26 protein-coding genes are annotated in these 24,887 nt (G+C 65.3%); 21 read left to right on the forward strand and 5 right to left on the reverse strand.

Translation table 11 applies throughout. The features are described from left to right. Positions 1–8 precede the first annotated feature (8 nt). Both alc and PVZ72_RS13935 read left to right on the forward strand, forming a co-directional pair. Positions 9–1,016: an allantoicase gene (gene alc / locus PVZ72_RS13930; protein WP_133861028.1), complete on the forward strand. Its 1,008-nt coding sequence runs from the start codon at positions 9–11 to the stop codon at positions 1,014–1,016. Beyond that, on the forward strand, positions 1,013–1,513 hold the full coding sequence (locus PVZ72_RS13935) for an ureidoglycolate lyase (RefSeq protein ID WP_273862234.1): 501 nt from the start codon (positions 1,013–1,015) through the stop codon (positions 1,511–1,513). The genes alc and PVZ72_RS13935 overlap by 4 nt, the downstream gene beginning before the upstream one ends. Here the strand turns inward: PVZ72_RS13935 and rarD are convergent. The 3 genes from rarD to PVZ72_RS13950 all read right to left on the reverse strand — a co-directional run bounded on the left by rarD (position 1,510) and on the right by PVZ72_RS13950 (position 3,931). Then, on the reverse strand, positions 1,510–2,418 hold the full coding sequence (rarD, locus tag PVZ72_RS13940) for an EamA family transporter RarD (protein WP_273862235.1): 909 nt from the start codon (positions 2,416–2,418) through the stop codon (positions 1,510–1,512). The two genes, PVZ72_RS13935 and rarD, sit on opposite strands and share 4 nt — an antisense overlap. Further along, entirely contained in the window at positions 2,415–3,266 is an 852-nt protein-coding gene (locus PVZ72_RS13945; protein ID WP_273862236.1) for an EamA family transporter, read from the reverse strand. The genes rarD and PVZ72_RS13945 overlap by 4 nt, the downstream gene beginning before the upstream one ends. A 74-nt stretch (positions 3,267–3,340) precedes the next feature. Beyond that, on the reverse strand, positions 3,341–3,931 hold the full coding sequence (locus tag PVZ72_RS13950) for a DUF3060 domain-containing protein (protein ID WP_273862237.1): 591 nt from the start codon (positions 3,929–3,931) through the stop codon (positions 3,341–3,343). A 172-nt stretch (positions 3,932–4,103) separates the two neighbouring features. On the opposite strand from PVZ72_RS13950, the gene PVZ72_RS13955 reads away from it, so the two are divergent. The 3 genes from PVZ72_RS13955 to PVZ72_RS13965 all read left to right on the forward strand — a co-directional run bounded on the left by PVZ72_RS13955 (position 4,104) and on the right by PVZ72_RS13965 (position 7,577). Continuing rightward, a complete protein-coding gene (locus PVZ72_RS13955; protein ID WP_133861033.1) occupies positions 4,104–4,994 on the forward strand; it encodes a LysR family transcriptional regulator in 891 nt (296 codons plus the stop codon). Positions 4,995–5,056: 62 nt separating this feature from the next. Next, positions 5,057–5,611, forward strand: a complete 555-nt coding sequence (locus PVZ72_RS13960; protein ID WP_222613601.1) for a peptidylprolyl isomerase — start codon at positions 5,057–5,059, stop codon at positions 5,609–5,611. Between the two features lie 94 nt (positions 5,612–5,705). Then, positions 5,706–7,577 (forward strand): ABC transporter ATP-binding protein, encoded by a 1,872-nt coding sequence (locus PVZ72_RS13965; protein ID WP_273862238.1) that lies wholly within the window; start codon positions 5,706–5,708, stop codon positions 7,575–7,577. Here PVZ72_RS13965 and PVZ72_RS13970 read toward each other — a convergent pair. Beyond that, positions 7,532–8,149 (reverse strand): hypothetical protein, encoded by a 618-nt coding sequence (locus tag PVZ72_RS13970; RefSeq protein ID WP_273862239.1) that lies wholly within the window; start codon positions 8,147–8,149, stop codon positions 7,532–7,534. The two genes, PVZ72_RS13965 and PVZ72_RS13970, sit on opposite strands and share 46 nt — an antisense overlap. Before the next feature lie 172 nt (positions 8,150–8,321). Here PVZ72_RS13970 and queD point away from each other — a divergent pair, with 172 nt between their 5' ends. The 3 genes from queD (at position 8,322) to PVZ72_RS13985 (ending at position 10,551) form a co-directional block, all read left to right on the forward strand. Beyond that, the gene (queD, locus tag PVZ72_RS13975; protein ID WP_273862240.1) at positions 8,322–8,678 is read left to right on the forward strand and encodes a 6-carboxytetrahydropterin synthase QueD; all 357 of its coding nucleotides are present in this window, start codon (positions 8,322–8,324) and stop codon (positions 8,676–8,678) included. Between the two features lie 82 nt (positions 8,679–8,760). Beyond that, the gene (locus tag PVZ72_RS13980) at positions 8,761–10,227 is read left to right on the forward strand and encodes an inorganic phosphate transporter (protein WP_133861038.1); all 1,467 of its coding nucleotides are present in this window, start codon (positions 8,761–8,763) and stop codon (positions 10,225–10,227) included. A gap of 141 nt (positions 10,228–10,368) precedes the next feature. Next, complete coding sequence (locus PVZ72_RS13985; protein WP_187979629.1) at positions 10,369–10,551, forward strand: hypothetical protein; 183 nt, start codon at positions 10,369–10,371, stop codon at positions 10,549–10,551. 99 nt (positions 10,552–10,650) lie between these two features. Here PVZ72_RS13985 and PVZ72_RS13990 read toward each other — a convergent pair whose 3' ends face one another. After that, positions 10,651–10,860 (reverse strand): hypothetical protein, encoded by a 210-nt coding sequence (locus PVZ72_RS13990; RefSeq protein ID WP_273862241.1) that lies wholly within the window; start codon positions 10,858–10,860, stop codon positions 10,651–10,653. A 423-nt stretch (positions 10,861–11,283) separates the two neighbouring features. Here PVZ72_RS13990 and PVZ72_RS13995 point away from each other — a divergent pair, with 423 nt between their 5' ends. The 13 genes from PVZ72_RS13995 to nuoF all read left to right on the forward strand — a co-directional run bounded on the left by PVZ72_RS13995 (position 11,284) and on the right by nuoF (position 24,864). Further along, positions 11,284–13,515 carry an NADP-dependent isocitrate dehydrogenase gene (locus PVZ72_RS13995; RefSeq protein WP_273862242.1) on the forward strand — a complete coding sequence of 744 codons (2,232 nt, stop codon included), beginning with the start codon at positions 11,284–11,286 and terminating at the stop codon, positions 13,513–13,515. 129 nt (positions 13,516–13,644) lie between these two features. Beyond that, positions 13,645–14,097: an NUDIX hydrolase gene (locus tag PVZ72_RS14000; protein WP_273862243.1), complete on the forward strand. Its 453-nt coding sequence runs from the start codon at positions 13,645–13,647 to the stop codon at positions 14,095–14,097. A 28-nt stretch (positions 14,098–14,125) separates the two neighbouring features. After that, on the forward strand, positions 14,126–15,208 hold the full coding sequence (gene mnmA, locus PVZ72_RS14005; RefSeq protein WP_405046476.1) for a tRNA 2-thiouridine(34) synthase MnmA: 1,083 nt from the start codon (positions 14,126–14,128) through the stop codon (positions 15,206–15,208). Further along, positions 15,205–15,825, forward strand: a complete 621-nt coding sequence (hflD, locus tag PVZ72_RS14010) for a high frequency lysogenization protein HflD (protein ID WP_273806045.1) — start codon at positions 15,205–15,207, stop codon at positions 15,823–15,825. Before mnmA ends, hflD begins: the two co-directional genes overlap by 4 nt. Positions 15,826–15,912: 87 nt before the next feature. Then, positions 15,913–17,283, forward strand: a complete 1,371-nt coding sequence (gene purB, locus PVZ72_RS14015; protein ID WP_273862245.1) for an adenylosuccinate lyase — start codon at positions 15,913–15,915, stop codon at positions 17,281–17,283. A 58-nt stretch (positions 17,284–17,341) separates the two neighbouring features. Next, positions 17,342–18,520, forward strand: coding sequence for a ribosomal protein uL16 3-hydroxylase (locus PVZ72_RS14020; RefSeq protein WP_273862246.1), 1,179 nt, complete (start codon positions 17,342–17,344; stop codon positions 18,518–18,520). Positions 18,521–18,532: 12 nt separating this feature from the next. Further along, the gene (locus tag PVZ72_RS14025; RefSeq protein WP_273862247.1) at positions 18,533–19,063 is read left to right on the forward strand and encodes a DUF7931 domain-containing protein; all 531 of its coding nucleotides are present in this window, start codon (positions 18,533–18,535) and stop codon (positions 19,061–19,063) included. Beyond that, entirely contained in the window at positions 19,060–19,821 is a 762-nt protein-coding gene (locus tag PVZ72_RS14030) for a secretin N-terminal domain-containing protein (protein ID WP_273862248.1), read from the forward strand. The genes PVZ72_RS14025 and PVZ72_RS14030 overlap by 4 nt, the downstream gene beginning before the upstream one ends. A 259-nt stretch (positions 19,822–20,080) precedes the next feature. Next, the gene (locus PVZ72_RS14035) at positions 20,081–20,494 is read left to right on the forward strand and encodes an NADH-quinone oxidoreductase subunit A (protein WP_007158885.1); all 414 of its coding nucleotides are present in this window, start codon (positions 20,081–20,083) and stop codon (positions 20,492–20,494) included. Positions 20,495–20,504: 10 nt separating this feature from the next. Then, complete coding sequence (locus PVZ72_RS14040; protein ID WP_059315327.1) at positions 20,505–21,179, forward strand: NuoB/complex I 20 kDa subunit family protein; 675 nt, start codon at positions 20,505–20,507, stop codon at positions 21,177–21,179. 51 nt (positions 21,180–21,230) lie between these two features. Beyond that, positions 21,231–23,015 carry an NADH-quinone oxidoreductase subunit C/D gene (nuoC, locus tag PVZ72_RS14045; protein WP_158894193.1) on the forward strand — a complete coding sequence of 595 codons (1,785 nt, stop codon included), beginning with the start codon at positions 21,231–21,233 and terminating at the stop codon, positions 23,013–23,015. Positions 23,016–23,017: 2 nt separating this feature from the next. Continuing rightward, a complete protein-coding gene (gene nuoE, locus PVZ72_RS14050) occupies positions 23,018–23,518 on the forward strand; it encodes an NADH-quinone oxidoreductase subunit NuoE (protein ID WP_187979635.1) in 501 nt (166 codons plus the stop codon). Then, positions 23,515–24,864, forward strand: a complete 1,350-nt coding sequence (nuoF, locus tag PVZ72_RS14055; RefSeq protein ID WP_273862249.1) for an NADH-quinone oxidoreductase subunit NuoF — start codon at positions 23,515–23,517, stop codon at positions 24,862–24,864. Before nuoE ends, nuoF begins: the two co-directional genes overlap by 4 nt. The last annotated feature ends 23 nt before the right edge of the window (positions 24,865–24,887 follow it).

Genomic DNA, 24,887 nt, shown 5'->3' on the forward strand with positions numbered 1-24,887 from the left:
AGCACTCCATGAAACGCACCTATGCCGCGCCCTTCGAGAAGTACCTCAACCTCGCCGACGCCCGTCTCGGCACCCGCGTCATCAGCGTCACCGACGACTGGTTCGCCGCCGCCGACCGCATGCTCCAGCCCCACGAGCCGGAGTGGAAGGAAGGCGTCTACGACGACAACGGCAAATGGATGGACGGCTGGGAATCGCGACGCAAGCGTTTCGAAGGCTACGACCACGCGGTGATCCGCCTGGGCGTGCCCGGCTCGATCAAGGGCGTCGACATCGACACCCGCTGGTTCACCGGCAACTATCCGCCCTCAGCCTCCCTGGAAGCCTGCTTCTGCGCCGAGGGCGATCCGGCCGAAGACGCTGCCTGGACCGAGGTGCTGCCGGCCATCGAGATGCAGGGCAATAGCCACCACTACCATGCCATCGCCGATGACCGCCCCTGGACCCACCTGCGGCTGAACATCTTTCCGGACGGCGGTGTGGCGCGCCTGCGCGTCTATGGCATTCCCCATCGCGACTGGTCGGCCCAGGCCGAAGACGAGGTACTGGACCTGGCTGCCGCGCTCAATGGCGGGCGCGCCCTGGCCTGCAATGACGAGCACTACGGCCGCATGAGCAACATCCTCAACCCCGGTCGCGCCGACAGCATGGCCGATGGCTGGGAAACCGCGCGCCGTCGCACCCCCGGCAATGACTGGGTGATCATCGCCCTGGGCCATGCCGGCACCGTCGAGGAGATCCTGGTGGACACCCTGCACTTCAAGGGCAACTACCCGGACAGCTGCCAGATCCAGGGCGCCTTCGTCCGCGGCGGTACCGATGGCCAGATCGAGACCCAGAGTCTGTTCTGGAAGGAGCTGCTGCCGCCGCAAAAGCTGCAGATGCACCAGGAGCACAGCTTCCGGGAGCAGGTCCGCGACCTTGGCCCCATCACTCACGTGCGCCTGAACATCTTTCCGGACGGCGGTGTCAGCCGGCTGCGACTGTTCGGCAAGGTGGCACGGGGCCAGGCATGAGTCGGCCACTGCGCATCGAGCCGCTGACTGCCGAGGGCTTCGCGCCCTTCGGCGAGGTCATCGAGACGGCGGGCCGGGACTGGTATCCGATCAACAACGGCTCGACCCGGAGATACCACGCGCTGGCCCGGGTCGCGACGGGGCCGGCGGACGGCGCGGCGATCATCAGCATCTTTCGCGCCCAGCGCCTGGACTATCCGCTGACCATCGCCATGCTCGAACGCCATCCCCACGGCAGCCAGGCCTTCGTGCCGCTGCGCGGCGAACCCTTTCTGGTAGTGGTGGCGCCACCCGCAACGGAGCCGGATGCCCGCGCCATCCGCGTCTTTCGCGCCGATGGCCAGCAGGGCATCAACTACCACGCCGGGGTCTGGCACCATCCGGTGCTGGCGCTGCGCGACGAAGATGAATTCCTCATCGTTGATCGCGCCGGCAGCCTGCCCAACTGCGACGAGTTCTTTTTCGCCGCGCAGGAATGCCCGATCCTGGCGCTCTAGGGCGCCACCGGCGCGCGCCTGAGCTGCTTGCGCAGCAGGCGCGCACTGTCCAGGCAGACCCAGGCCACCGCCAACCAGATGGGACCATAGGTCCAGATCGCGCCCTCCGGCAGCTGCTCGCCGAGCACATAGAGGGCGACGAACACCAGCAGCGCCGGCTCCACATAGCTGAGGATGCCGAACAGACTCAGCGGCAGCATGCGACTGGACGCCAGCATGGCGGCGAAGGCGATGGCACTGAGCAGGCCCAGGCCCGGCAGGAGCGCCCACAGCCAGGGCGTCTGCTGCAGGATGGCGCCGGGCGAGAACCAGTGCAGGGCGAGCAGCGCGAAGGGTAGCAGGCAGCACATCTCCAGCACGAAGCCCGACAGCGCATCCACCGCCATCCAGCGGCGCAGGACGAAATACGGCGGATAACCCACCACCGGCAGCAGGCTGACCCAGGACAGCGCCCCGGTCACCCAGACCTCGTTGACCACCCCCAGCAGCGCGCACACCACCGCTACCTGCTGCAGCGGCCGCAGGCGCTCGCCATAGACCAGGCGTCCGGTCAGCACGATCGCCAGGGGCAGCAGGAAGTAGCCCAGCGACATGGCCATGGCCTCGCCATTCATGGTCGCCCAGACGAACACCCACCACTGGATGCCCATCAGCAGCGCCGCCGCCGGGATGGCCAGGCACAGGCGGGGCTCGCGCACCAGCCGTTTGAGCGTGGCCCACAGGGCCCTGCCCTCCCGCAGCACCACCACCAGCAGCAGCACCATCGGCAACGACCAGACCACCCGCAGGGCCACGACCTGCAGGCCATCCAGCGGCGCCAGCCAGGCGAAGTACACCGGCATCAGCGCGAACAGTACCGATGACAGCACCGAAAGGCCCAGGCCCTTGCCGGACAGCACATTCATGACGGGCGCCCCAGACGATTGATGAACAGTGACAGCAGGATGATCCCGCCGCCCAGCAACAGCCTAGGCAGATCGGCCGGGTGCTGCCAGATCAGCAGGCTGACCAGCAGACCGGCCGGCACATGGGCCTCGTTCATGATCGCCAGGGTGCCGCCGTTGACCCGCAACGAACCCAGCGTCCACCAGTACAGGCCGAGCGCCGTGGCAAACACGCCCATCCACACCAGCACGCCCCATTGCAGGCCCGTGCTGGGCAGCCGCGCCGGATTGCCGAACAGCAGAAAGGAAAGCGCCGCCACCAGCAGGGCACCGAGAAAGAACAGGCCGAAGTAGCGATGCAGGGCGCCCTGTCCGGCATAGGCATGGCCCAGGTGCTTGCACAGCACCTGGCCGGCGGCAAAGGTCAGGTTGGCCACCTGCAGCAGCAGAAAACCCAGCAGGTAGTCACCGGTCAGTGGCTGGAAACGGATCAGCGCCGCGCCGCCCACCGCCACCACCGCCGCCAGCAGCGACCAGAGGCGCAAGCGCCGCTGCCAGGCATCGTCCAGCAGGGTCACGTAGATCGGCGTGAGCACGGTGAACAGCAGCACCTCGGGCACCGTCAACACCGCGAAGCTGCGGTACAGGCACAGATAGGTGATGCCGAACTGCAGCGCGCCCGCCGCCATCAGCCCCAGGGCGAAGCGTCCCGGCACCCCGCGCCAGCGGGTGAACGGCAGGAACAGCACGACGGCGATGGCCACGCGGACCAGCACGGCGAAGTCGCTGTCGACCCGACCGGCGAGGTACTCGCCGATCAGGCTGAAGGAAAACGCCCAGATGAGGGTGACGAGCAGGAGATAAGGCATGGCGGCGACGCACGAAAAAGGTGCGCGACCTTAACGTGCCCGTCGCCGGAGGGAAACCCCCGGCTCGTCGCCGGCTAGCGGGTGGCGTTGAGGCCCGAGGGCTCGCCGCCGCTGAGCGCCGCTACCGACTGATTGGCCTGCAGCACATTGTCGCTGCCCGAGACCAGGGTCTTGGGTTCGGCCACGCCCGCGGCGCGCGACCAGTAGACCTGCTGATTGGAACCGCCCACGGCGATGTCGGCCTGGCTGAGCAGGGTCAGGCGCGCCTTGGCGCCGTAGCCATAGGCATCGACCTTGGCCAGGCCGTCGCTGGCGCGCACGTTGGCCTGCACCTGCTGGTAGCCACCGCCGATGCTCAGGCTGGCCACCGCGCCCTTGACCGTGGTGACGCTGCCCAGGCCATGGATGGTCAGCGCCTGGGCGCCGTCGAGCACCAGCCGATGATGACTGCCGTAGACGGTCACCGTGCCGCACTGACCTTTCAACGTCAGGGTATTGCCTTCGCCGGACAGGGACACGTTCCGGCCCTCGCAGTCGAGGGTCCGACTGATGTTCATGCCGTCGATATCGATCGGCTCGGCCGCCACCGCGCGGGATTCCTCGGCCTGGACCAGCAGCGGCGCGATGACCAGACAGCAACCCAGCAATGCCTTGAATGACGACATGGAGACTCCTTGTCTTGCCTAGAGTGGGAAACTCATCGGCTGGCTTGGAGGGTGGCGCCGACGAGACATTTGCTCCTGCGGGCGGAATTTTTTCGTGCCGTGATGGACGCCGCGTTTTGCCATTGCCACCCTAGGCACTAACATGCGCCCTTTCGTGGCTCCAGAGCGCTCGATGAAGACTCCTCGCGTTTCCCTCGATCAGTGGCGAACCCTGCAGGCGGTGGTGGACCACGGTGGCTACGCCCAGGCCGCCGAGGTGCTGCATCGCTCCCAGTCGTCGGTCAGCTATACCGTCGCCCGCATGCAGGAGCAGCTCGGCGTGCCGCTGTTGCGTCTGGAAGGTCGCCGCGCCGTGCTGACCGATGCCGGCGCCGTGCTCCTGCGCCGTTCACGGCGCCTGGTGCAGCAGGCCAGCCAGCTGGAGGAACTGGCCTACCACATGGAACAGGGCTGGGAATCCGAGGTGCGCCTGGTGGTGGACGCCGCCTACCCGACCCGTCCGCTGCTGCTCTGCCTGCGCGAATTCATGCCCCAGAGTCGTGGTTGCCGCATACGCCTGCGCGAGGAGGTCCTGTCCGGGGTGGAGGAAGCCCTGCTCGACGGTTCGGCGGACCTGGCGATCACCGGCCTGGTGATCGCCGCCCATCTGGGCGCCTCCCTGGGCAACGTGGAATTCGTCGCCGTCGCCCATCCCGAGCATCCGCTGCACCTGCTGCAGCGCACCCTGGTGACCGCCGATCTGGAAGAGCAGCTGCAGATCGTCATCCGCGACAGCGGCCGCGCCCAGCCCCGGGATGCCGGCTGGCTGGCCGCCGAACAACGCTGGACGGTGGGCAGCATCAGCACCGCCGCCACCTTCCTGCGCGACGGCCTGGGCTTCGCCTGGCTGCCGCGGGACGCCATCCAGACCGATCTCGACGCCGGCCTGCTCAAGCCGCTGCCGCTGGAACAGGGCGCCCAGCGCTTCCATCCCTTCCAGCTCTACAAGACCCGCCAGCACGAACTGGGCCCGGCGTCGCAGATCCTCATGAACCTGCTGCGCAAGCATGCCCTGCCACGCTGACCGTGGCGGGGTGCCAGCCGGGTTGCTATCGTTCGCCAGTCGTCTCTGCCACTCAAGGATCCATCATGTTCAAAGCCCTGCTTGCCGCCTGCGCCCTGTTCGTCGCCTCCACCACCTGGGCCGCGGACAATCCGCACGTGCTCATCAGCACCAACAAGGGTGACATCGAGGTCGAGCTGGATGCGGCCAAGGCACCGGTCAGCACCGAGAACTTCCTGGGCTACGTCGACAGCGGCTTCTACAAGGGCACACTGTTCCATCGCGTCATCCCCGGCTTCATGATCCAGGGCGGTGGCTACACCCGCGACATGCAGGAAAAACGCACCAAGGCGCCGATCAAGAACGAAGCCGACAACGGCCTGAAGAATCTGCGCGGCACCCTGGCCATGGCGCGGACCTCGGACGTCAACTCCGCCACCAGTCAGTTCTTCATCAACGTCGAGAACAATGCCTTCCTGGACCACGGCTCGCGCGACTTCGGCTACGCGGTATTCGGCAAGGTCGTGCGCGGCATGGAAGTCGTCGACCAGATCGCCGGGGTGCAGACCACCCGCCAGGGCATGCTGCGCGACATTCCCCGTGAACCGGTGATGATTCTCGCTGCCAAACGGCTGTAGCCGACCCGTCCTGCCGGACGATCCGCTGGCGGTCGTCCGGTTAACCAGGCGAGGCCCCAGTGCGAGACGCCGTCTCCCCCCACAAGGACCCCGCATGATCTTTCGCCGCTTCGAACGCATCATCGATGCGTTTCGGGAAGCCCCCGATGAAATGCCGCCCACTGGGATCGGCGCCTTCTATCTCCACTTTCTCAAGCAAGCCTGGCCGGCCTTCGCCCTGCTACTGGCAGTGGGTCTCATCGGCGCCCTCGTCGAAGTCGCCCTGTTCAACTTCATCGGCCAGATCGTCGACCTCGCGGGCAGTGCGCCCAACAGCACGGTGTTCTTCCAGGAGCACGGTGGCACCCTGATCTGGATGGCGGTGGTCACCCTGGTCATCCGGCCCCTGTTCATCAGCCTGCACGACCTGCTGGTGCACCAGACCATCACCCCCAGCCTCACCACCCTGATCCGCTGGCAGAACCATCGCTATGTGCTCAAGCAGAGCCTGGGCTTCTTCCACAGCGACTTCGCCGGGCGCATTTCCAGCCGCATCATGCAGACCGGTGTCTCCCTGCGCGATTCGGCGGTGCAGGCGGTGGATGCCATCTGGCACGTGCTGATCTTCGCCGTCACCTCGCTGATCCTGTTCGCCCAGGCCGACGTCTGGCTGATGGTCCCGCTGATCCTCTGGATCATCGGCTATGTCATCGCCCTCTGGTATTTCGTGCCCCAGACCAAGGAGCGTTCGGCCATTGCCTCCGAAGCCCGCTCGCAGCTCTCCGGGCGCATCGTCGACGGCTACACCAACATCTCCACGCTCAAGCTGTTCTCCCACTCGGCCCAGGAGGAGCAATACGCCCGCCAGGCCATGGAAGAGCAGACCGAAAAGGCCGAGAGCGCCGCTCGCCTGATCACCGCCATGGGCGTGACCATCGCCATCCTCAGCGGCTTCCTCATCGCCGGCACCACGGGCCTGGCCCTCTGGCTCTGGCACCAGGGCGTCATCTCCGTCGGGGCCATCGCCCTGGCCACCGGCCTGGTGATCCGCATCAACAGCATGTCCGGCTGGATCATGTGGGTGGTCAACGGCATCTTCGAGAACATCGGCATGGTGCAGGACGGCATGAGCACCATCGCCAAGCCGCGCCAGGTTGGCGACGCCCCGGACGCCAAGCCGTTGCAGGTGACCCGCGGCGCGGTGCTGTTCGAGGAAATCGCCTTCCACTACGGCAAGGGCGCCGGCATCATCGAAGGCCTGACCCTCGATGTCGCTCCGGGCGAGAAGATCGGCCTGGTCGGCCCTTCGGGCGCCGGCAAGTCGACGCTGATCAACGTGCTCCTGCGCCTCTATGACCTGGAAGGCGGTCGCATCCTGGTCGACGGCCAGGACATCGCCCATGTCACCCAGGAAAGCCTGAGATGCCAGATCGGCGTGGTCACCCAGGACACTTCCCTGCTGCACCGCTCGATCCGCGAGAATCTGCTCTACGGCCGTCCCGAGGCTACTGATGAAGAGCTGCATGCCGCTCTGCGCAAGGCCAAGGCGGACGACTTCATTGCCCGCATCACCGACGCCCATGGCCGTACCGGGCTGGATGCCCAGGTGGGTGAACGCGGGGTCAAGCTCTCCGGCGGTCAGCGCCAGCGCATCGCCATCGCCCGTACCCTGCTCAAGGACGCGCCGATCCTGCTGCTGGACGAAGCCACCTCCGCCCTCGACTCCGAGGTGGAAGCGGCGATCCAGGAAAGCCTGGAAACCCTGATGGAAGGCAAGACGGTGATCGCCATCGCCCACCGGCTGTCGACCATCTCGCGCATGGATCGCCTGGTGGTCATGGAGCGCGGCCAGATCGTCGAGATGGGCTCCCACGACGAGCTGATCGCCTACAACGGCCTCTATGCCCGTCTATGGCGCCACCAGACCGGCGGCTTCGTCGGTCATGGCGTGCCGGGCAGGCAGCGGGTGCGCAGCAGCTCCAGCTGATGCTGCTGGTCCAGGCCCGGATAGAAGCCTTCGATCTTCTGCAGCCCACCCAGCCAGCTGCGCTTCTCCACCACGCACTCGAACACCGGGCAGGCGGCCTGCCCGGTCTTGCCGCAGTCCTGATAGTAGCCGAGGCGCTGGCTCTTCTGCGCCGTACCCTGGAACGGACCCTGGCGTTCCTGCAGCACATAGAAGTCGATATCCGCGGCGCTGCGATGATTCTCCCATTGGAACGCCAGGGTGCTGGGATAGAAGAGCACCAGCAGGCCCGCCAGCAGCACCCAGAGGATGCCGGCCGTCACCGGCAGCGGCAGCCGTGAACGGAAGCGGCGGCCACCGCGGATGATCAGCGCGGTCACCACCGTGACCAGCGCCAGGGCGATGCACAGCGACGGCAGGCCGATGATGACCTGCCCCGCTACGCCAATGTCCAGGCCGCTGGGCGACGGTACCGTCCGATAGCCGATCTCCACACGCTCCCAGCCCACCTGATTGCCGATCAGACCAACGAGACCGAAGACGGCGGCCAGGCCAAGGAGCACCCAGAAGGTACGGGGATTGCTGCTGCGCATAGGGATTCTCGTCCGGACAAAGACCGGGAGACTGCCTAAGCCCGCCGGCGAAGGCAAATCGGAATTCCGCCGGTTCCGGCGCCCGCGGCCGCAGGTTCGGCAAGCCGCTGTCGAGCTGATAGACTGCCGTCCCGCAGCCGTCACATACCGTGGCCCAACGCGAGTGGTTATCGTGGAAATTTTCAAAGAATTCGTTTTCGAAGCCGCACACTTCCTGCCCAATGTTCCGGCCGGGCACAAGTGCGGTCGTCTCCATGGGCATTCCTTCAAGGTAGGCCTGCACGTCGAGGGTCCCATCGATCCCCATACCGGCTGGGTGCGGGATTTCGCCGACATCAAGGCCGTCTTCAAACCCCTGTACGAGCGTCTCGACCATCATTATCTGAACGACATCCCGGGCCTCGAGAATCCCACCAGCGAAGTGCTCGCGCGCTGGATCTGGCAACAGCTCAAGCCTCTGCTACCCGAGCTCAGCCAGGTTCGCGTCCACGAGACCTGCACCTGCGGCTGCATCTACCGCGGCGACTAATTCGCCCCTCCCATTCAAGGTGGCGATGGCGGCAGTCATTTTTCTGCCATAATTCGCGCCTGCCAACTGTCGACGTATCCCCATGTTCGAACTTTTCAGCGGACTCCATGCCTGGGTCGCCATCAGCCTCGTCTTGGCCCTGGCCTTTGTGCTGGCCTTTGAATTCATCAACGGCTTTCACGACACCGCCAACGCCGTCGCCACGGTGATCTACACCAAGGCGATGCCACCGCACCTCGCGGTGTTCTTCTCCGGCATCTTCAATTTCCTCGGTGTGCTGCTCGGTGGTGTCGGCGTCGCCTACGCCATCGTCCACCTGCTGCCGGTCGAACTGCTGATCAACGTCAACACCGGCCATGGTCTGGCCATGGTGTTTTCGCTGCTCGCCGCGGCCATTACCTGGAACCTGGGCACCTGGTACTTCGGTATCCCCGCCTCCAGCTCCCATACCCTGATCGGCTCCATCCTCGGTGTCGGCGTGACCAACGCCCTGCTGACCGGCCTGCCGGTGAGCGAAGGCGTGAACTGGCAGAAGGCGATCGACATCGGCCTGTCGCTGATCTTTTCGCCGCTGGCCGGCTTCGCCGTCGCCGGCCTGCTGCTGCTCGCCCTCAAGCGCTGGCGGCCGCTGTCGAAGATGCACAAGACCCCGGAACAGCGCCGCGAAGTGGATGCCAAGAAGCACCCGCCCTTCTGGAATCGCCTGATGCTGGTCCTCTCGGCCATGGGCATGAGCTTCGTGCACGGCTCCAACGACGGCCAGAAAGGCATCGGCCTGATCATGCTGGTGCTGATCGGCATCGTCCCGGCCAAGTTCGTGCTGGACCTTGACAGCACCACCTACCAGATCGAGCGCACCCGCGATGCGGCCATCCACCTGGGCCAGTTCTACGAGCGCCAGGGCGACAACCTCAAGGACTTCCTCGCCGAAGTGCCCGGCAATCGCGACCTGCCCCAGGAATTCCGCTGCGCCCCGCACATGACCGTGCCGACCCTGCAGGCACTGCTGGCCGATCTGGAAGGCATCACCGACTACCGCGCCATGAGCGACGACCATCGCCAGCAGGTGCGCCGCTACCTGCTGTGCCTGGACGACACCGCCAAGAAGGTGAGCAAGCTGCCGGTGCTGACCGCGCGCGATCGCGACGACCTCAGCCGCCTGCGCAAGGACCTCACCAGCACCACCGAATACGCGCCCTTCTGGGTCATCATCGCGGTCGCCCTGGCGCTGGGCATCGGCACCATGGTCGGCTGGCGCCGCGTGGTGCTCACCGTGGGCGAGAAGATCGGTCGCCAGGGCATGACCTATGCGCAGGGCGTTAGCGCCCAGGTGACGGCCGTGGCCGCCATCGGCATGGCCAACGTCTTCGCCCTGCCCGTCTCCACCACCCACGTGCTGTCCTCGGGCGTCGCCGGCACCATGGTCGCCAACCGCAGCGGCCTGCAGGGCAGCACGGTGCGCAATATCCTCATGGCCTGGGTCCTGACCCTGCCAGCCTCCATGGCTCTCTCCGCCGGTCTGTTCTGGCTGGCCCACCTGTTCCTGTGACCCGTACCGACCGAGCGCCGCGCGAGCGGCGCCCGGTCGGACCCCTCGTCGGGAAAGCCCGAACAGGATAGCTATTGACGAGTCTACTGAAATGTGTCCCAGCAGAGACACCTTTCCGAGACAGCCGTACGGTGAACGTCAATGACTCCTGCGACCTACATCCTTCTCCTGGTACTTGGCTGGCTAGCCCTGGCGCTGGCCATACTCTGGGCCATGCTGCGTCTGGCACGCCGCGCCAGACCCGTGGCGACGTCCGCGCCCAGGGCGCTGCCCACGGCCATTCCCACCTCCCCCGTGAGTCCAGGCAAACACCTGGTCTGCTAGCACTGCGGACGTGACGAGGCCACCTCGACACCTGGGCAGTGCGTGGGGAAAAAGGAAGATTCTTATTGTTTGAAAGGAAGGGATTCGAACCGACGCGAATCAGGTGAGCAGGGTATTTTCCTGAGCGCTGCGGCTCATCTGCTCGAGGATCTGGTCTTGCTGCTGCGGGGTCAGGGTATCCCAGCAGTGATGCTTGACGAACAGCCCGGTGCCAAAGGCGACGTACAGCGACAGGGCGACGATGACGAGCGTTTCCAGCCCGACGATGGCCCAGGAACGACTCTTGGACGTGTTGTCCTTGGTTTTCATAACGACCTCATCAAATTAAGAGGGGCAATAGTTTAGTCCCTTAAGCAACTGCCGTGCAGCGCCAGCCGTCGAATGGTCAAGCCTCTTGACCTGAATCCCCAATGCGGCTGTGCGCTTCTGTCGGATTGATCGCGCCGGCAACATTTCCCCATGGCCCAGCCACGGCGGTGCGAATGCACGCCAGGCGCCGCGCTGGTATACTCCGCCGACTGACGGGTCGCTGCAGGCCCTGCCGGTTCCGCTGGCTGTATCGGCCGATCCCGCAATTTCCGCAGCGACGCTTTGTCGCATCGCACGTCCATCGCCGCCGCGCCTGTCGCGCGGCCCGATAACGCCTTCTTGGGGCGTCTATCGACTCAAGGGTCGATCCTCGCTCGCCCGGCTTCGCGCCACAGCTGTGATAAAGAGGAGTTAAAGCAAGACATGTCCACCACGTCGAAGATCATCTACACCCTGACCGACGAAGCGCCCGCCCTCGCGACCTATTCGCTGCTACCCATCGTCGAGGCCATCACCGCCTCCTCCGGCGTCGCCCTCGAAACCCGTGACATCTCCCTTGCCGGCCGCATCATCGCCCTCTTCCCCGAGTACCTGAAGGAAGAGCAGCGCATCTCCGACCACCTCGCCGAACTCGGCGAACTGGCCACCACTCCCGAAGCCAACATCATCAAGCTGCCCAACATCAGCGCCTCGGTACCGCAGCTCAAGGCCGCGATCAAGGAACTGCAGGGCCAGGGTTACGCCCTGCCGGACTATCCGGACGAGCCCAAGGACGACCAGGAAAAGGACGTCAAGGCGCGCTACGACAAGGTCAAGGGCAGCGCCGTGAACCCGGTCCTGCGCGAAGGCAACTCCGACCGCCGCGCACCGTTGTCGGTCAAGAACTACGCCCGCAAGCACCCCCATCGCATGGGTGCCTGGAGCGCCGACTCCAAGTCCCACGTCGCCCACATGGACGCCCATGACTTCTATGGCAGCGAGCGCTCGGCCACGATCGAGAATGCCGGCAGCCTGAAGATCGAACTGATCGGCAAGGACGGCAGCAGCAAGGTCCTGAAAGAGAAGACCGCGGTCAAGGCCGGCGAGATCGTCGATGCCTCGACCATGAGCCGCAAGGCCCTGCAGAGCTTCATCGCCGCCCAGATCGAAGACGCCAAGGCCAAGGGCGTGCTGTTCTCCGTGCACCTGAAGGCCACCATGATGAAGGTCTCCGACCCCATCATGTTCGGCATCATCGTCGGCGAGTTCTACAAGGACGTGCTGGCCAAGCACGAAGCCGCCCTGAAAGAAGCCGGCTTCGATCGCAACAACGGCATCGGCGACCTCTACGCCCGCCTGTCCAGCCTGCCGGAAGCCACCCAGGCCGCCATCAAGGCCGATTTCGACGCCCAGTACGCCCAGCGTCCGGCGCTGGCCATGGTCAACTCCGACAAGGGCATCACCAACCTGCACGTGCCGAGCGACGTCATCGTCGACGCCTCCATGCCGGCCATGATTCGTGACTCCGGCAAGATGTGGAACACCGAAGGCAACCTGCAGGACACCAAGGCCATCATCCCCGACCGCTGCTATGCCGGCGTCTACCAGGTGGTGATCGAGGACTGCAAGCAGCACGGCGCCTTCAATCCCAGCACCATGGGCAGCGTACCCAACGTCGGTCTGATGGCGCAGAAGGCCGAGGAATACGGTTCCCACGACAAGACCTTCCAGATCCCCACCGACGGCACCGTGCGCGTGACCGACGACCAGGGCAAGGTGGTCTTCGAGCATCCGGTCGAGGCCGGTGACATCTGGCGCATGTGCCAGACCAAGGACGCGCCGATCCAGGATTGGGTCAAGCTCGCCGTCAACCGTGCCCGCGCCAGCGGCACCCCGGCGATCTTCTGGCTGGACCAGAACCGCGCCCATGATGCTCAGGTCATCGCCAAGGTCGAGCGCTACCTCAAGGACCATGACACCAACGGCCTGGACATCCGCGTCCTGTCGCCCGAGGAAGCCACCCGCGTGTCCCTGGAGCGCATCCGCAAGGGCGAGGACACCATCTCGGTGACCGGCAACGTCCTGCGCGACTACCTGACCGACCTCTTCCCCATCATGGAACTGGGTACCAGCGCCAAGATGCTGTCCATCGTCCCGCTGATGAACGGCGGCGGCCTGTTCGAGACCGGTGCTGGCGGCTCCGCGCCCAAGCACGTCCAGCAGTTGGTGCAGGAAAACCACCTGCGCTGGGATTCCCTGGGCGAATTCCTGGCCCTGGCCGAATCCCTGAACCACCTGGGCGAAACCACCGGTAACGCCAAGGCCAAGATCCTCGCCAAGACTCTGGACCAGGCCAACGGCCAGTTCCTCGACAGCAACAAGTCGCCGTCGCGCAAGACCGGTGAACTGGACAACCGCGGCAGCCACTTCTACCTGGCGCTGTACTGGATCCAGGCCCTGGCCGAGCAGAGCGAAGACGCCGAGCTCAAGGCCCAGTTCGCGCCAGTGGCCAAGTCGCTGACCGCCGACGAAGCCAAGGTGGTCGCCGAGCTGAACGGCGTCCAGGGCCAGGCTGTGGACATCGGTGGCTACTACCACCCCGACCAGACCAAGACCAGCCAGGCCATGCGTCCGAGCGCCACGCTCAACGCCGCCCTGGCCCAGCTCAAGGGCTGAACCTGAGGGCTGCGCCCGCAGCCTGAATGGGTGATCACAGCGAACCCCGGCCCTGGCCGGGGTTCGCTGCATTTGGGACCGGCAAAGCTTAAGGCGTATACTGCGCGATTACCGATAGCGGAGTCCGAGATGGATTGGCACGCCCACGTCACCGTGGCCACCGTGGTGGAAGACGCCGGTCGCTTCCTGCTGGTGGAAGAAGAGAAGCAGGGTCGCCTGGTGCTCAACCAGCCGGCCGGGCACCTGGAGCCGGGCGAGAGCCTGATCGAGGCGGCGCACCGCGCGACCCTGGAAGAAACCGCCTGGCAGGTGGAGATCCAGGGCGTGATCGGCATCGGCCTCTATGTGGCGCCAGCCAATGGCGTCACCTACTACCGCACGGCCTTCCATGCCCGCCCCCTGGCCCACGAACCCGGGCGCGCCCTGGACGCCGACATCACCCGCGCGGTGTGGCTGACGCTCGACGAGATCCGCGCCGAACAGGCACGGCTGCGCAGCCCCCTGGTCCTGGACGCCATCGAGAAATATCTGGACGGCCACCGCTATCCCCTGTCGATGATCGTAGATATGAGAGGTTTTTGAAGTGAACGGCACCCGCGTCATCGTCGGCATGTCCGGCGGAGTGGATTCCTCGGTCTCGGCCCTCTTGCTCAAGGAGCAGGGCTATCAGGTCGAGGGCCTGTTCATGAAGAACTGGGACGAGGATGACGGCACCGAGTACTGCACCGCCAAGGAAGACCTGGCCGACGCCCAGGCGGTCTGCGACCGCATCGGCATCAAGTTGCACACGGCCAACTTCGCCGCCGAGTACTGGGACCACGTCTTCGAGCACTTCCTCGCCGAATACAAGGCTGGCCGGACGCCGAATCCGGACATCCTCTGCAACCGCGAGATCAAGTTCAAGGCCTTCCTCGACTACGCCCTGGCCCTGGGCGCCGAGCTGATCGCCACCGGCCACTATGTGCGTCGTCGCGATGTCGACGGCCAGACCCTGCTGCTCAAGGGCCTGGATGCCAACAAGGACCAGAGCTATTTCCTCCACGCCGTGGGCGGCGAGCAGCTGGCGCGCACCCTCTTCCCGGTGGGCGAACTGGAAAAGCCCGAGGTCCGCGCCATCGCCGAGCTGCATGGCCTGGCCACCGCGCGCAAGAAGGACTCCACCGGCATCTGCTTCATCGGCGAGCGCCGCTTCAGCGACTTCCTCAAGCAGTACCTGCCGGCTCAGCCGGGCGACATCGAGACCACCTCCGGCGAGGTCATCGGCCGCCACCACGGCCTGATGTACCACACCATCGGCCAGCGCCAGGGCCTGGGCATCGGCGGCATGAAGGACGCCGGCGACGATCCCTGGTACGTACTGAGCAAGGACCTGACCCGCAACGTGCTGATCGTTGGCCAGGGCAATGCCCACCCCTGGCTGTTCGCCGAGTCCCTGACCGTCGGCGAGATGTTCTGGGTCAATGACCTGGAGCTCGCCCAGCCGCGCCGCCTCACCGCCAAGGTTCGCTATCGCCAGCAGGACCAGCCCTGCCGGATCGAGCGCCAGGGCGCCGGCTACCGGGTGGTCTTCGACGAACCCCAGCGCGCCGTGACCCCCGGCCAGTCGGTGGTCTTCTACGACGGCGATGTCTGCCTGGGCGGCGGCGTGATTGAACACTACCAACCCGCTTGCGCCGAGGCGCCCGCCGCATGAATCGTACCCAGGAACAACTCATCGCCCTGGGCGGCGTCTTCCAGGCCGCCCTGCTGGTGGACCAGCTGGCGCGCACCGGCCAGGTCGCCGAAGAACCCCTGGCCTGCCTGCTTGGCAGCCTGCTGGTACGGGATCCGGGCAGCACGCTGGACGTCTATGGCGGCAGCGTCGCCCCCCTGCGCGAGGGCCTGGGTGCCCTCTCCAGCACCCTGGAGCGCAATCCCAACAGCCTGCAGCGCGAGCCCCTGCGCTATGCCCTGGCGATGACCGCCCTGGAACGCAAGCTGGAGAAGCGCGGCGACCTGCTCGACCTCATCGGCCGGCGCCTCACCCAGATCCAGTCCCAGGTCGAACACTTCGGCGTGGCGCACGAGAACGTCATCGCCGCCTGCGGTGGCCTCTACGAGGACACCCTGAGCACCTTCAAGCAGCGCATCCAGGTGCACGGCGAGATGCGCTACCTGCAGCAGTCCGCCACCGCCTCGCGGGTGCGCGCCCTGCTGCTGGCCGGCATCCGTTCCGCCCGCCTGTGGCGCCAGCTCGGCGGCCATCGCTGGCAGCTGGTGCTCAATCGCCGCAAGCTGCTCGACAACCTCTATCCACTGCGCAACGGCTGATCCCGGACTGGCCGGCGGCGGTACTACAGCCCCGGCCTTTGCGTGTAGAATTCCGGCCCTTTCTCCCCCGCTACCAAGAGAATGCCCATGCAGCTCTCCTCGCTCACCGCCGTATCGCCCATCGACGGCCGTTACGCCGGCAAGACCGCCGCCCTGCGCCCCATCTTCAGCGAATTCGGCCTGATCCGTTTCCGCGCCCAAGTCGAGGTCCGCTGGTTGCAGCGCCTGGCCGCCCACGCCGGCATTCCCGAGGTCGCCCCCTTCTCCGCCGAGGCCAATGCCCTGCTGGACAAGCTGGCCACCGAGTTCAGCGTCGAGCAGGCGCAGCGGGTCAAGGACATCGAGCGCACCACCAACCACGACGTCAAGGCCATCGAGTACCTGCTCAAGGAAGAGGTCGCCGACCTGCCGGAACTGGCTGCGGTGAGTGAATTCATCCACTTCGCCTGCACCTCCGAGGACATCAACAACCTGTCCCATGCGCTGATGCTGCGCGAAGGTCGTGACCAGGTGCTGCTGCCGCTGATGCGCCAGATCGCCGGCGAGATCCGTGCGCTGGCCCACCGCTTCGCCGACGTGCCCATGCTTTCGCGCACCCATGGCCAGCCCGCCTCCCCCACCAGCCTGGGCAAGGAACTGGCCAACGTGGTCTATCGCCTGGAGCGCCAGATCGAGCAGATCGCCGCCGTCCGCCCGCTGGGCAAGATCAACGGCGCCGTGGGCAACTACAACGCCCACCTGTCCGCCTACCCGGACGTCGACTGGGAAGCCAATGCGCGCACCTTTATCGAAGGCGATCTCGGCCTGACCCTGAATCCCTACACCACCCAGATCGAGCCGCACGACTACATCGCCGAGCTGTTCGACGCCATCGCCCGTTTCAACACCATCCTGATCGACTTCGACAGGGACATCTGGGGCTACATCTCCCTCGGCTACTTCAAGCAGAAGACCGTGGCCGGCGAGATCGGCTCCTCGACCATGCCGCACAAGGTCAATCCCATCGACTTCGAGAATTCCGAAGGCAACCTGGGTATCGCCAACGCCATCCTCCAGCACCTGGCCAGCAAGCTGCCGATCTCCCGCTGGCAGCGCGACCTGACCGACTCCACCGTGCTGCGCAACCTGGGCACCGGCCTGGCCCACGGCGTGATCGCCTACGAAGCCACCCTCAAGGGCATCAGCAAGCTGGAACTCAACGCCGCCCGCATCGCCGAAGACCTGGACGCCTGCTGGGAAGTCCTGGCCGAGCCGGTGCAGACCGTGATGCGCCGCTATGGCGTGGCCAACCCCTACGAGAAGCTCAAGGAGCTGACCCGTGGCAAGGGCATCAGCGCCAGCGCCCTGCAGGATTTCATCGACGGCCTGGAGATCCCCGAGGCCGCCAAGGCCGAACTGCGCCAGCTGACCCCGGCCGGCTATATCGGCAACGCTGCCGAACAGGCCCGCCGGGTCTGAAGATCATCCTTTTTCTACGCCCGGCCTCGCCGGGCGTTTTTCATTGCGCGAGGTGTGCATGAACCCGGATCAACCCCTGCAACTGCTCGGCGGCCTGACCGCCCGAGAATTCCTCCGCGACTACTGGCAGCAGAAACCCCTGCTGATCCGCCAGGCCCTCCCGGACTTCCAGAATCCCCTGGAGCCCGACGAACTGGCCGGCCTGTCGCTGGAAGAGGAAATCGAATCCCGCCTGATCATCGGCCAGGACCAGACCTGGGAGCTGCGCCGCGGCCCGCTGCCGGAAGACACCTTCGCCGGCCTGCCCGAGCGGGACTGGACCCTGCTGGTGCAATCGGTCGACCAGTTCGTGCCCGAGGTGGCGGAGGTGCTGGAATCCTTCCGCTTCCTGCCAAACTGGCGCGTCGACGACATCATGGTCAGCTATGCCGCCCCCGGTGGCGGTGTCGGCCCCCACTACGATCACTATGACGTCTTCCTGCTGCAGGGCCATGGCCGCCGCCGCTGGCGCATCGGCCAGCAATGCACCGCCGACAGCCCGCTGATCGACGGCCTGGAGCTGAAGATCCTCGCCGATTTCCAGCAGACCGACGAATGGGTCCTGGAACCGGGTGACATGCTCTACCTGCCGCCGGGCCTGGCCCATGATGGCATCGCCGAAGACGAGTGCATGACCTACTCCATTGGCTTCCGCGCGCCCAGTGCCGGCGAAGTGCTTACCCACTTCACCGACTTCCTCGCCCAGTTCATCCCCGAGGACGAGCGCTACAGCGACGCCGGTTGCGCGCCGGCCAGCGAGCATCCGGCGGAGATCCCGCCCGAGGCCATCAAGCGCCTGCGCGGCCTGATGGAACGCCACCTGAGCGATGATCGCCTGCTGCTGGCCTGGTTCGGCCAGCACATGACCGAGCCGCGGTACCCGGAGCGGGTCGCCGGGGAAAACCTCAGCGCCAAGCAGCTGCGCAAGGAACTCGACGAAGGCGCACTGCTGATGCGCAACCCCAGTGGCCGCATCGCCTGGAGCCGCCTGGAAGACGAGGTGATGGTCTTTGCCAGCGGTCAGAGCCGCCTGCTGCCCATGCGACTGCAACCGCTGCTCGACCTGCTATGCTCGGCGGAGGTCCTGCACGAGGCCAATCTCGCGCCCTGGCTGCAGGACGACGATGCCATGCGCCTGATCCGCGAACTGCTCCAGCAGGGCAGTCTGATCTTCGCCGGAGAAGACGACGACGAGTGAGAGGGAGCCGCCGTGGACGAGTCCTTTGCCGATCTGACCCTGGGCATCCTGCCCGAACCCCAGCTCGGCCAGGACCTCGCCCTGCGCCTCGAAGGCCTGGACGCCCTGCGTGAGCACAGCGTCCGTCTCATCGCGCAAGCCAGTCGCCAGCTGTGCCTCCAGACGCCCGATCTGGAAGCGCCCCTCTACGACAACCTCGACGTCGAGGCGGCGATCAAGCACTTGCTGCTGGGCCATCCGCGGCATCAGGTACGCATCCTGATCAACGACAGCGCCAGTGCCCTGCGCCAGGGGCATCGACTCATCGCCCTGGCGCAGCGCCTGACCAGCAATCTGCTGATCCGGCGACCATCGGCCGATCGGCAACCGGAAGGCAGCTGCCTGATCGTCGACGACCAGGCCCTGCTGCGCCGCACGGGCAGCGCCCCAACTGGCTTCGTCCGCTATGGTGACCGTGCCGCCGTCAAGGTCCAGCAACAGGTCTTCGATCGTCTCTGGGCCATCAGCCAGCCGGATCAGGAATTGCGGAGGATGGTGCTGTGAAGGGCTTGCTGGCGCTCTTGCTGCTGTTGACGGCCACCGCCTGGGCCACGCCTCGTACCGAGGTCATTCCCCTGCAGTACCGCACCGCCGACGATCTCCTGCCCACCCTGCAAGCCGTCCTCGGCGGCGAAGGCAAGGTCAATGTCTATGGCAACCAGCTGATCGTCAACGCCGAGCCGGCCAAGCTCGCCGAGCTCAAGAATCTGCTGGCCCAGCTGGATATCCAGCCGCGGCGCCTGCTCATCACCCTGGCTACCCGCGCCGGCAGTTCGGGTGCCAGTCAGGGATACTCGGTAAACGGCAACGGACGCTCGCCCCAGGTGCGCATCATCGAGGACAGCACCGACCAGCGAGAGGATGGCGCCCAGCGCGTCCAGGTCACCGAGGGCTATCCTGCCTTCATTCGCTTCGGCGAAGACGTCCCGGTCACCACCTACCAGACCTCCCCCTATGGGCAGAGCTCCGCTCAGACCGATTACCGCCGTCTCGAACGGGGGTTTCAGGTCACCGCCCGTCTGAGCGGCAACCTGGTGCATCTGGACATCAGCAGCGTCGATGATCGCGCCGCGGCCATGCGCCCGGGCGCGGTGCAGACCCAGAGCGCTGCCACCCGCATCAGCGGTCCACTTGGACAATGGCTGGATCTAGGGGGCTTCCGGCAGCAGGTCGAGGGCGACCAGAACGGCCTTACGCGCTACTACTCGACCGAGGGTCATGATGACCGCCAGTTGACCATTCGCGCCGACCTCATCGACTAACCAACCGGCGAACGGGAGAACTCTCGCGGCGCCTGGCAATCTAGGCTTCAGCAGAACATGAAAGTTTATTTGAGAATAATTCCTATATTCATTCTCAAATGAATCTGAAGTTCTGTTTAGTTTGATTCAAAGCAGTCCAATAGAATCTTTTTGGACCAATAAATTTACAGAATGAATCGATAGAGCATAAAATCTGTCTGTCTTGCGACACCGTGTCGCACTGATAGCGCCTGATACCCAATAATTAAGGATTCAAAGCATGTCTGAGTCGATCAGCCTACTGACCCACAACTGGAGCTTCGCGGTATTTCTCCTGGGCGTGGTTGGTCTGATCGCCTTCATGCTCGGAGTCTCGAGCCTGCTCGGCAGCAAAGCCGTGGGCCGTAGCAAGAACGATCCCTTCGAGTCCGGCATCGTCCCCACCGGGGGTGCCCGTCTCCGTCTCTCTGCCAAGTTCTACCTGGTCGCGATGCTCTTCGTGATCTTCGACGTCGAAGCCCTCTTTCTCTTCGCCTGGTCGGTGTCCATCCGTGAATCGGGATGGGCCGGCTTCGTGGAAGCCTCCATTTTCATAGCAATTCTGTTGGCGGGTCTTGTCTACCTGTGGCGAATCGGAGCGCTCGATTGGGCGCCTGCGAGCCGTCGCGAGCGGCAGGCGAAGTCGAAACAATGAGGCTTTGGCAATGCAATACAATCTCACCCGGATCGATCCCGATGCGGCAGTAGACCGCTATCCGGCCGGCCAACGGGAAACCGTTGCCGACCCTATGGAAAGTCAGGTCAACCGCAGCATCTTCATGGGCAAACTTGAGGATGTCCTGCGGGGCGCGGTCAATTGGGGGCGCAAGAATTCCCTCTGGCCCTACAACTTCGGCCTGTCCTGCTGCTATGTGGAAATGACCACCGCCTTCACGGCGCCCCACGACATCGCGCGCTTCGGCGCCGAAGTCATCCGGGCATCGCCGCGTCAGGCCGACTTCATGGTCATCGCCGGCACACCCTTCATGAAGATGGCCCCGGTCATCCAGCGCCTGTACGAGCAGATGCTGGAACCCAAGTGGGTGATCTCCATGGGCGCCTGCGCCAACTCCGGCGGTATGTACGACATCTACTCGGTCGTTCAGGGAGTGGACAAGTTCCTGCCCGTCGACGTCTATGTGCCCGGCTGCCCGCCTCGCCCCGAAGCCTTCCTGCAGGGACTGATGCTCCTGCAGGACTCCATCGGTGAAGAGCGCCGCCCCCTTTCCTGGGTGGTGGGCGACCAGGGTATCTATCGCGCCGAGATGCCTTCGCAGCGCGAGCAGAACCGCGAGCGCCGCATCCAGGTCACCAACCTGCGCAGCCCAGACGAAGTGTAAGTCCCCTTCGGGACCTGCACGCTGACGACGATCGATTAGCGACGGAACATCATGACCGCAGACACCGCTCTGTCCGCCTCTGCGCTCGCCCCTGCCGGCGATGCGTCGGTGGTTGGCGAACTCCAGGGCCAATTCGGCGCCGACGCCCTGACCCTGCAAGACACCCGTACCGGCATGCCGGTGATCTGGGTGGCGCGCGAAAGAATCATCGAAGTACTGCGCTTCCTGCGCAACCTGCCCCGCCCCTACGTCATGCTCTATGACCTGCATGGCGTGGACGAGCGCCTGCGGACTCACCGCCGCGGCCTGCCCAACGCGGACTTCACCGTCTTCTACCACCTGCTGTCCATCGACCGAAACAGCGATGTGATGCTCAAGGTGGCCCTGTCCGCCAATGACCTGCGCCTGCCCACCGCCACCGGCATCTACCCCAATGCCAACTGGTACGAGCGGGAAGTGTTGGACATGTACGGCATCCATTTCGACGGCCACCCGCTGCCCAAGCGCATGCTGATGGCCGACAACTGGCAGGGGCATCCACTGCGCAAGGACTATCCGGCGCGGGCCACCGAATTCGATCCCTATGCGCTGAACGCCGCCAAGCAGGACCTCGAACAGGAGACCCTGAGATTCAAGCCCGAAGAGTGGGGCATGAAGGAACATGCGGAGAATTCCGACTACATGTTCCTCAACCTGGGGCCGAACCACCCTTCCGCCCACGGTGCCTTCCGCATCATCCTGCAGCTGGACGGCGAAGAGATCGTCGACTGCGTGCCGGAGATCGGCTACCACCACCGGGGCGCCGAGAAGATGGCCGAGCGCCAGTCCTGGCACAGCTACATCCCCTACACCGACCGGATCGATTATCTGGGTGGGGTGATGAACAACCTGCCCTACGTCCTTTCGGTGGAAAAGCTCGCCGGCATCAAGGTGCCGTCGCGGGTCGACTTCATCCGCGTGATGATGGCCGAGTTCTTCCGCATCAACAGCCACCTGCTGTACCTGGGCACCTATATCCAGGACGTCGGTGCCATGACCCCGGTGTTCTTTACCTTCACCGACCGTCAGCGTGCCTACAAGGTGATCGAGGCCATCACCGGCTTCCGCATGCATCCGGCCTGGTTCCGTATCGGTGGCGTCGCCCACGACCTGCCGCGTGGCTGGGACAAGCTGGTCCGCGAATTCCTCGACTGGATGCCCAAGCGCCTGGACGAGTACGAAAAGGCCGCGATGAAGAACAGCATCCTCATCGGCCGGACCAAGAACGTCGCCGTCTACAACACCAAGGAAGCCCTGGAGTGGGGTGTCACCGGCCCCAACCTGCGCGCCACCGGTCTCGATTTCGACCTGCGCAAGGCCCGTCCCTACTCCGGCTACGAGAACTTCGAATTCGAAGTGCCCATCGCCCACAACGGCGACTGCTACGACCGCGGCATGCTGCGCGTCGAGGAGATGCGCCAGAGTCTGCGCATCATCGAGCAGTGCCTGCAGCACATGCCCGAAGGCCCGTACAAGGCGGATCACCCGCTGACCACGCCGCCGCCCAAGGAGCGCACCCTGCAGCACATCGAGACCCTGATCACCCACTTCCTGCAAGTGTCCTGGGGTCCGGTGATGCCGGCCGGCGAAGCCTTCCAGATGATCGAGGCGACCAAGGGCGCCAACAGCTATTACCTGACGAGCGATGGCAGCACCATGAGCTACCGCACCCGCATCCGGACGCCGAGCTTCCCGCACCTGCAGCAGATCCCGGCCGTCATTCGCGGCAGCATGGTGTCCGACCTGATTGCCTACCTGGGCAGTATCGACTTCGTCATGGCCGACGTGGACCGCTGAGTATGAGCACCGAAACCCTGATCCAAACCGACCGTTTCGTCCTGAGCGAAACCGAGCGCTCGGCCATCGAGCACGAGATGCATCACTACGAGGACCCGCGCGCGGCGTCCATCGAAGCCCTGAAGATCGTCCAGAAGGAACGTGGCTGGGTGCCGGATGGCGCCATCTATGCCATCGGCGAGGTGCTGGGCATTCCCGCCAGCGACGTCGAGGGCGTGGCGACCTTCTACAGCCAGATCTTCCGCGTGCCGGTCGGTCGCCACATCATCCGCGTGTGCGACAGCATGACCTGCTACATCGGCGGCCACGAATCCGTGGTCGGCGAGATCCAGCGCCAGCTGGGCATCGGCCTGGGCCAGACCACCACCGACAGCCGCTTCACCCTGCTGCCGGTCTGCTGCCTGGGCAATTGCGACAAGGCCCCGGCGCTGATGATCGACGACGACACCCATGGCGATGTCCAACCTGCGGGCGTGGCCAAACTGCTGGAGGGATACGCATGAGACTGACCTCCTTCGGGCCTGCCAACAGCATCGCCCGTACTCCCGAGACCCATCCCCTGACCTGGCGCCTGCGTGAAGACGGCGCCCCGGTCTGGCTGGAGGAATACCAGGCGAAGGACGGCTACGCCGCGGCGCGCAAGGCGCTGACCGAGCTGGCGCCGGACGCCATCGTCCAGGAAGTCAAGGACTCCGGCCTCAAGGGCCGCGGCGGTGCGGGCTTCCCCACCGGCGTGAAGTGGGGCCTGATGCCCAAGGACGAATCCCTCGATATCCGCTACCTGCTGTGCAACGCGGACGAGATGGAGCCCAACACCTGGAAGGACCGCCTGCTCATGGAGCAGCTGCCCCACCTGCTGGTGGAAGGCATGCTGATCAGCGCCCGGGCGCTCAAGGCCTACCGTGGCTACATCTTCCTGCGTGGCGAATACGTCGACGCCGCCGCCAACCTGCGGCGGGCGGTGGAAGAAGCCAAGGCCGCCGGTCTGCTCGGCAAGAACATCCTGGGCAGCGGCTTCGACTTCGAGCTGTTCGTCCACACCGGCGCCGGTCGCTACATCTGTGGCGAAGAGACCGCGCTGATCAACTCCCTGGAAGGCCGCCGCGCCAACCCGCGCTCCAAGCCGCCCTTCCCCGCCGCCGTCGGCGTCTGGGGCAAGCCCACCTGCGTCAACAACGTCGAGACCCTGTGCAACGTGCCGGGCATCGTCGCGGGTGGCGTGGACTGGTACAAGAGCCTGGCCTGCGAAGGCAGCGAAGACATGGGCACCAAGCTCATGGGCTTCTCCGGCAAGGTGAAGAACCCCGGCGTCTGGGAACTGCCCTTCGGCATCACCGCCCAGGAGCTGTTCGAAGACTATGCCGGCGGCATGCGCGACGGCTTCACGCTGAAATGCTGGCAGCCCGGTGGCGCCGGTACCGGCTTCCTGCTGCCCGAGCACCTCTCGGCGCAGATGTACGCCGGCGGCATCGGCAAGGTCGGCACCCGCATGGGCACCGGCCTAGCCCTGGCCGTAGACGACAGCGTCAACATGGTCTCGCTGCTGCGCAACATGGAAGAGTTCTTCGCTCGCGAATCCTGCGGCTGGTGCACCCCCTGCCGCGACGGCCTGCCCTGGAGCGTCAAACTCCTGCGCAGCCTGGAGAAGGGCGAAGGCCAGCAGGGCGATCTCGATACCCTGCTGCAACTGGTCAACTTCCTCGGCCCGGGCAAGACCTTCTGTGCCCACGCACCGGGCGCCGTCGAGCCCCTGGGTAGTGCCATCAAGTATTTCCGCGAGGAGTTCGAGGCCGGTGTGCGCAAGGCGCCCAGCGAGCCTCGTCCGACTGCTTCCGCGACCGTGATCTGAGGACCGGTCCCCCGGGACCGCTC

The sequence above is a fragment of the Pseudomonas sp. LA5 genome, assembly GCF_028640825.1.
Lineage (GTDB): Bacteria > Pseudomonadota > Gammaproteobacteria > Pseudomonadales > Pseudomonadaceae > Chryseomonas > Chryseomonas aestiva.